Annotated in this window: 6 protein-coding genes; 3 read left to right on the top strand and 3 right to left on the bottom strand. The window is 71.9% G+C overall.

The window, feature by feature from the left end; translation table 11 throughout:
• Positions 1-318: 318 nt before the first annotated feature.
• Both GUY60_RS32530 and GUY60_RS32525 read right to left on the bottom strand, forming a co-directional pair.
• Complete coding sequence (locus GUY60_RS32530; protein WP_312866506.1) at positions 319-1,440, bottom strand: family 2 encapsulin nanocompartment cargo protein polyprenyl transferase; 1,122 nt, start codon at positions 1,438-1,440, stop codon at positions 319-321.
• A complete protein-coding gene (locus GUY60_RS32525; RefSeq protein WP_161704444.1) occupies positions 1,437-2,843 on the bottom strand; it encodes a family 2B encapsulin nanocompartment shell protein in 1,407 nt (468 codons plus the stop codon). The genes GUY60_RS32530 and GUY60_RS32525 overlap by 4 nt, the downstream gene beginning before the upstream one ends.
• 306 nt (positions 2,844-3,149) lie before the next feature.
• Between GUY60_RS32525 and GUY60_RS32520 the strand changes: the two genes are divergently transcribed.
• The 3 genes from GUY60_RS32520 to GUY60_RS32510 all read left to right on the top strand — a co-directional run bounded on the left by GUY60_RS32520 (position 3,150) and on the right by GUY60_RS32510 (position 5,150).
• Positions 3,150-3,383: a hypothetical protein gene (locus GUY60_RS32520; RefSeq protein ID WP_161704443.1), complete on the top strand. Its 234-nt coding sequence runs from the start codon at positions 3,150-3,152 to the stop codon at positions 3,381-3,383.
• A 204-nt stretch (positions 3,384-3,587) separates the two neighbouring features.
• Positions 3,588-4,178: an N-acetylmuramoyl-L-alanine amidase gene (locus GUY60_RS32515; protein WP_161704441.1), complete on the top strand. Its 591-nt coding sequence runs from the start codon at positions 3,588-3,590 to the stop codon at positions 4,176-4,178.
• 42 nt (positions 4,179-4,220) lie between these two features.
• Positions 4,221-5,150 (top strand): 1-aminocyclopropane-1-carboxylate deaminase/D-cysteine desulfhydrase, encoded by a 930-nt coding sequence (locus GUY60_RS32510; RefSeq protein ID WP_161704439.1) that lies wholly within the window; start codon positions 4,221-4,223, stop codon positions 5,148-5,150.
• Here the strand turns inward: GUY60_RS32510 and GUY60_RS32505 are convergent.
• The coding region (locus GUY60_RS32505) for a cation:proton antiporter (RefSeq protein ID WP_161704437.1) at positions 5,129-6,198 on the bottom strand (1,070 nt) is incomplete at its 5' end. The two genes, GUY60_RS32510 and GUY60_RS32505, sit on opposite strands and share 22 nt — an antisense overlap.

Below are 6,198 nucleotides of genomic sequence, written 5' to 3'. Positions count from 1 at the left end.
CCCTCACCCGCCCTGCGGATCGCCACACCCATCCCGCCCACTCCCCCAACAGCCGCTGCTCTACGGGCCGTTGCAGCGTAGGCGCACCTTCCGTGCGGGCGGGGTGGCCGCCCGCACACTGGCGGGAACCTGCCGGTGCGCGTGCGGCCGCGCGGTCACACCGCGCCCCACTCCGTACCCCTACTCCCCGCGATCACCCTCCGGCGTCACCTCCTTCCGCCACCCGCACGCGCCCTCCTCTTCCGTCACCCTCATACGCCGTAGCGCCCGCCCTCCGCTCTGCCTCAGCGCCTGCACCGCCCCAGCACCCGCGCCGCCTCAGTGCCTGCGCCGCGTCACGAACTCGGCGAGCGCAAGGAGCCCGCCCGCCGCGTCCGGGTCCGGCACCGCCCGCGCCAGTTGGTGCACGGCACGGGCCATCCGGTCGGCCGCATGAGCCTGGGCCCAGTCCCGGCCGCCCGCGCGGTCGACCGCGTCGGCGGCGCGCTCCACGTCGCCGGGCCCCAACACCGGGTACAGCGCGGCCAGTTCCTCCCCGGCTGCCGTGCCCGAGGTGAGCGCGGCCACCACCGGCAGGGACTTCTTGCGGGCCAACAGATCGGCGCCGGCCGGCTTGCCGGTGCGCCCCGGATCGCCCCAGATGCCGATCACGTCGTCGATCAGCTGAAAGGCGAGCCCCGCCTCCCTGCCGAACGCGTCCATCGCCTCCACCTCGTCCCGGCCCGCACCCGCGTACAGCGCGCCCAGGGCGCAGGCGCAGCCGAGCAGCGCGCCCGTCTTGGCCTCGGCCATGGCCAGGCACTCGTCGAGGTCCACCTCGTCGCAGGCGCGGCTCTCCAGCGCCGTGTCGATGTGCTGGCCCTCGCACAGCTCCACCACGCAGGCGGCGAGCCTGGCCGCCGCGTACGGCGACGCGGGGTGCGGGTCGTCGGCGAGCACCCGCAGGGCGAGCGCCTGGAGCGCGTCACCGGCCAGGATCGCGTCCGCCTCGCCGAAGACCGTCCACGCGGTGGGCCGGTGTCTGCGGGTGCGGTCGCGGTCGATGATGTCGTCGTGCAGCAGCGTGAAGTTGTGGGTCATCTCCACTGCGGCGGCGGCCTTCACCGCCGTCGCTGACGAGCCGCCCAGAGCGCGCGCCGCTGCCAGCACGAGCCCCGGGCGGATCGCCTTGCCGCCCCGCCCCGCCGCGGGCCGGCCGTCCTCGTCCTCCCAGCCGAAGTGGTACCGCACGACTCTCCGCATCGTGCCGGGCAGCGACTCGATCGCCCGGCGCAGCTCGGGGTCGACCGCCTGCCGGGTGCGGTCCAGGAGTACGGCCGCCTCCCGCCCCTCGGCGTCCGGGGCGGGCCCCGAGACGGCTGTGGTCGCTCGCTCGCGGTCGGAGGCCCGCGCTTCGGGAAGGGTGCCCGGCTCGTCCACCGCGAGCAGTCGCTCGCTCACCTCCAGCGGCCGATCTCGACGTTCTCCAGGACACCGAGCGCGTCGGGCACCAGGACGGCCGCGGAGTAGTACGCCGTCACCAGGTAGGACATGATCGCCTGCTCATTGATGCCCATGAAGCGCGCCGACAGACCCGGCTCGATCTCGTCCGGGAGGCCCGACTGGCGCAGCCCGATCACGCCCGCGTCCTCGTCGCCCGTACGCATACAGATGATCGAGGTCGTACGGGCATCGCTGATCGGGATCTTGTTGCACGGGAAGATCGGCACGCCGCGCCAGGACGGCACCCTGTTGCCGTCCACCTCCACGCTCTCCGGGTACAGACCCCGCCTGTTGCACTCCCGGCCGAAGGCGGAGATGGCGCGCGGGTGGGCGAGGAACAGCTTGGATCCGCGCCGCCTGCTGAGCAGCTCGTCCATGTCGTCGGGGCCGGGAGCGCCGTCGTGCGGCTGCAGCCGCTGGTCGTACTCGCAGTTGTTGAGCAGGCCGAACTCGCGGTTGTTGATGAGTTCGTGCTCCTGGCGCTCCTTGAGCGCCTCCACGGTCAGCCGCAACTGCTGCTCGGTCTGGTTCATCGGCTGGTTGTAGAGGTCCGCCACGCGCGTGTGGATGCGCAACACCGTCTGGGCGACGCTCAGTTCGTACTCCCTGGGCGACGGTTCGTAGTCCACGAACGTGCTCGGGATCTCCTGCTCGCCCACGTGGCCGGCGGAGAGGTCGATCTCCCGCTCGCCGTACTTGTTGGTGCGCTGCTGCGGAACGGCGCGCAGCAGGGCGAGGTGGTCGCGCAGCGAGTCCGCGCGCTCCGCGACCTGCTCGATCTCGCCTCGGGGCAGCACGAGGACGGTGCAGTTCGTCACGGCGCGGGCCGTGTACTCCCACATGGCCTCCGGGTCGAGGACGCAGGCCTCGCCGAAGTACGAGCCGTCGGCGAGCACCCCGAGCACGGAGTCGTCGCCGTAGGGACCGGTGCCGAGTTTCTCCGCCCGGCCGTGCGCGAGCAGGAAGACGCCGTCGACCTGACTGCCGAAGGAGGAGAGGGTCTCGCCCGGCGCGAACTCCCGCTGCTCGCACCGGCGGGCGAGTTCCCCGAGCACCTCCTGGTCGTCGAACGTGCGCAGCGCGGGCAGTTCACCGAGCTCGGCGGGGATCACCTGCACACGGTCGCCGGTCTTCACGAAGGTGACACGGCCGTCACCCACGGAATAGCTCAGACGTCGGTTCACTCGGTACGTACCGCCCTGCACCTGGACCCAGGGCAGTCGGCGCAGCAGCCAGCGCGAGCTGATCTCCTGCATCTGTGGGGTGGACTTCGTGGTGGTGGCCAGATTCCGCGCGGCATCCGTGGCCAGGCTCTGCTGCGGCCTGACCTGCTCCGTGCGGATCTCTTCGCCTACCGACATGTGCGGGCCCTCTCGATCATCCATAGTCCTGCGCGGTGAACCGGTGTCATGACGTGCGCCAGGCATGTGCCGGGCGCGCTCAACAACCCTTCCATCACCGCGAGTTGTCACGCCATCACACAAACGAGCGGGAATGGATCGGGTCCGGCTGGGCACGCTCACGGATTCCCGGGCTCCCCATTCCCGTAGGCGGTCCGGGCGCGAGGCACGAGGCAAGGGGCGCAAAGCCCGGGGAACTCGAAGTTCGGGCCGTCCGTTCATCCGAGGCAAGCGACGCACCATCCGCACCACGACAGGAGACGAGCCATGGCAGGCTTCCTGGACCGCGCGAAGGAGCAGGCCCAGCGCGGCCTCACGCAGGGCAAGCAGAAGCTCGACGAAGTCCAGGCGCAGCGCGCGGGCGGGGATCTCCTGAAGAAGCTGGGCGCCGCGTACTTCGCGGAGCAGCGCGGCACCGGCGACCCCCGCGCGACCCTCCAGGCACTCCAGGAACTGGAGGCCCACATCGCGACGAACGGCGACGGCTTCCTCCGCGGCTGACCCCACAGGCCCGCCCGCTCCACACCCCGGCCAACCGCCGACCGACCGCCGATCACCACCCGACCTGCGCGTCCGGTGTCCGGATCAGCTCGCACAGCGCGTCGAACGTGCCCGAACTACTGGCCCCCGCACCGACGTTCCGGTACAAGCGGGACAAGAGGTGGTGCGCATCCGGCCGCCGCCGCGGCCCCTGACGGAGGCGTCATGTCCGACCCCATGTCCGCGGGAACCTTCCTCGAAGCCCTCGAGGACGAGGGACTCACCGTGGTCGAAGTGCGCGAGTGGCGCACCCACAACCGCAACCACAAGGGCCCGTGGGGCCCCGTGCACGGCGTGATGATCCACCACACCGTGACCTCGGGCAGCGAAGCGACCGTGCGCGTCTGCTACGACGGCCACGCCTCGCTCCCCGGCCCGCTGTGCCACGGCGTGATCACCAAGGACGGCAAGGTCCACCTCGTGGGCAACGGCCGCGCCAACCACGCGGGCCTCGGCGACGACGAAGTGCTGCGCGCCGTCATCGCCGAACGCGGACTCCCGCACGACAACGAAGCGAACACCGACGGCAACCGCTACTTCTACGGCTTCGAATGCGAGAACCTCGGCGACGGCGAGGACCCCTGGCCGAAGGCCCAGCTGGAGGCCATCGAGAAGGCCGCCGCCGCGATCTGCCGCCACTACGGCTGGAACGAACGGTCGGTGATCGGACACCTGGAGTGGCAGCCGGGCAAGGTCGACCCGCGCGGCTTCGACATGGACACCATGCGCGAGCGGATCGGCGAACGCCTGAAGTGACCCGACCGGACACCGACCCGGACGCCCGGCGACAATGAAGGGGTGAGCGCGCCCGACCTGACCCGACTGCGGCCCCGGCTCCCGTCGCCGTTGCACCGGCTCGACGACGAGCGCTTCACCCGGCACGGCGTCCAGCTCCTCCTCAAGCGCGACGACACGATCCACCCCGACCTGCCGGGCAACAAGTGGCGCAAGCTCGCCCCGAACCTCAGGGCCGCCGCCGGACGCCCCGTGCTGACCTTCGGCGGCGCCTACTCCAACCACCTGCGGGCCACCGCCGCCGCGGGCCGCCTCCTCGGCTTCAGCACCGTCGGCGTCGTCCGCGGCGACGAACTGGCGCACCGGCCGCTGAACCCGTCCCTGGCGCGCTGCGCGGCCGACGGCATGCGGCTGCACTTCATCGACAGGTCGACATACCGGCGCAAGGGCGAGCCTGAAGTCCTCGACGCGGTGCTCGCCGCGGCGGGCGTCGACCCGCACACCGTCCACCTCGTCCCGGAGGGCGGCTCCAACTCCCTTGCCGTACGCGGCTGCACGGAGCTCGGCGCCGAGTTGCGCGGCCTGGCCGATGTGGTCGCCGTCGCGTGCGGCACCGGCGGCACCCTGGCCGGCCTGGCCGCCGGCCTCGCACCGGACCAGCGGGCCATCGGGGTGCCCGTGCTCAAGGGCGGCTTCCTCGACGCCGAGACGGAGCGGCTGCAGCGGGAGACCTTCGGCGCCCGCACCGGCGACTGGCACCTGGAGGACCGCTTCCACTGCGGCGGATACGCCCGTACGAACCCCGCACTCGACGCCTTCGCCGAGGACTTCACCCGGCGTCACGGCCTGGTGCTCGAACCTCACTATGTCGCCAAGTTGCTGTACGCCCTCACCACCCTCGTCGAAGAGGGCACCTTCCCGCCCGGCACCCGCCTCGCCGCGGTGATCACCGGCCGCCCCTGGGAGCCGGTTCAGCCGGACTCCTCCCGGTAGGCCGCCGCCTCCTCGAGGTCGAGGCGGCGCAGCAGCGTACGGAGCATCTCGTCGTCGATCCGCCTCTGGTCCCGCAACCGCACGAAGACGGCACGCTCGGCGGCCAGGGCCTCGCGGGACAGCCTGCGGTACGTGTCGTCGGCGGACTCGCCGGTCACCGGGTTGGTGGCGCCGAGCCGCTCCCACACCGCGTTGCGGCGCCGCTCCAGGACCGTGCGCAGGCGGTCCGCGAGGGGCTGCGGCAGCGCGTTGCGGTCATCGGCGAGCAACGCGTCCAGGCGCTCCTCCGCGGCCCGTGACGCCTCGCTCTGCGCCTGCGCCTCGGCGAGCGTCTCGGCCTGCGCGTCCCGGCCCGGCACCCGCAGCAGCCGGATCAGCCCCGGCAGCGAAAGACCCTGCACCACCAGAGTCCCGATGACCGTGGTGAACGTCAGGAACAGCACCAGGTTGCGCCCAGGGAAGGGCTCGCCGTCGTCCACGGTGAGCGGGATCGAGAACGCGATGGCGAGGGACACCACGCCGCGCATCCCGGCCCAGCCCACGATCAGCGGCCCGGTCCAGGTCGGATTGGTCTCCCGCTCCCGGATCCGCCGGGAGAGAAGGCGCGGCAGGAACGTCGCCGGGTACACCCACACGAACCGCGCCGCGACGACCACCAGGAACACGGCCACCGCGTACCAGACGGCGCGCAGGCCCTCGTACTCGCCGAGATCCTTGAGTACGACGGGCAGTTGGAGCCCGATGAGGGCGAAGACCGCGGACTCCAGGACGAACGCGACCATCTTCCAGACCGCCGCCTCCTGGAGCCTGGTCGCGAAGTCCACCTGCCAGGAACGGTGCCCCAGATAGAGCGCGACGACCACCACGGCCAGCACCCCGGAGGCGTGCACCTCCTCGGCGACCGCGTAGGCCACGAAGGGGATGAGCAGCGACAGGGTGTTCTGCAGCAGCGCCTCCTTGAGGCGGGTGCGCAGCCAGTGCAACGGCACCATCAGGACCAGTCCGACGCCCACACCACCGAGCGCCGCGAGCGCGAACTCCCCGATCC

This window comes from Streptomyces boluensis, from assembly GCF_009908195.1.
In the GTDB taxonomy this organism is placed as follows: Bacteria; Actinomycetota; Actinomycetes; order Streptomycetales; family Streptomycetaceae; genus Streptomyces; species Streptomyces boluensis.
This window is presented reverse-complemented; position numbering and strand designations above follow the sequence as displayed.

Excerpts from the sequence above, each read along its gene's own strand:
- GUY60_RS32525 (WP_161704444.1), bottom strand. The coding sequence starts at position 2,843 with ATGTCGGTAGGCGAAGAGATCCGCACGGAGCAGGTCAGGCCGCAGCAG.
- GUY60_RS32520 (WP_161704443.1), top strand. The coding sequence starts at position 3,150 with ATGGCAGGCTTCCTGGACCGCGCGAAGGAGCAGGCCCAGCGCGGCCTC.
- GUY60_RS32515 (WP_161704441.1), top strand. The coding sequence starts at position 3,588 with ATGTCCGACCCCATGTCCGCGGGAACCTTCCTCGAAGCCCTCGAGGAC.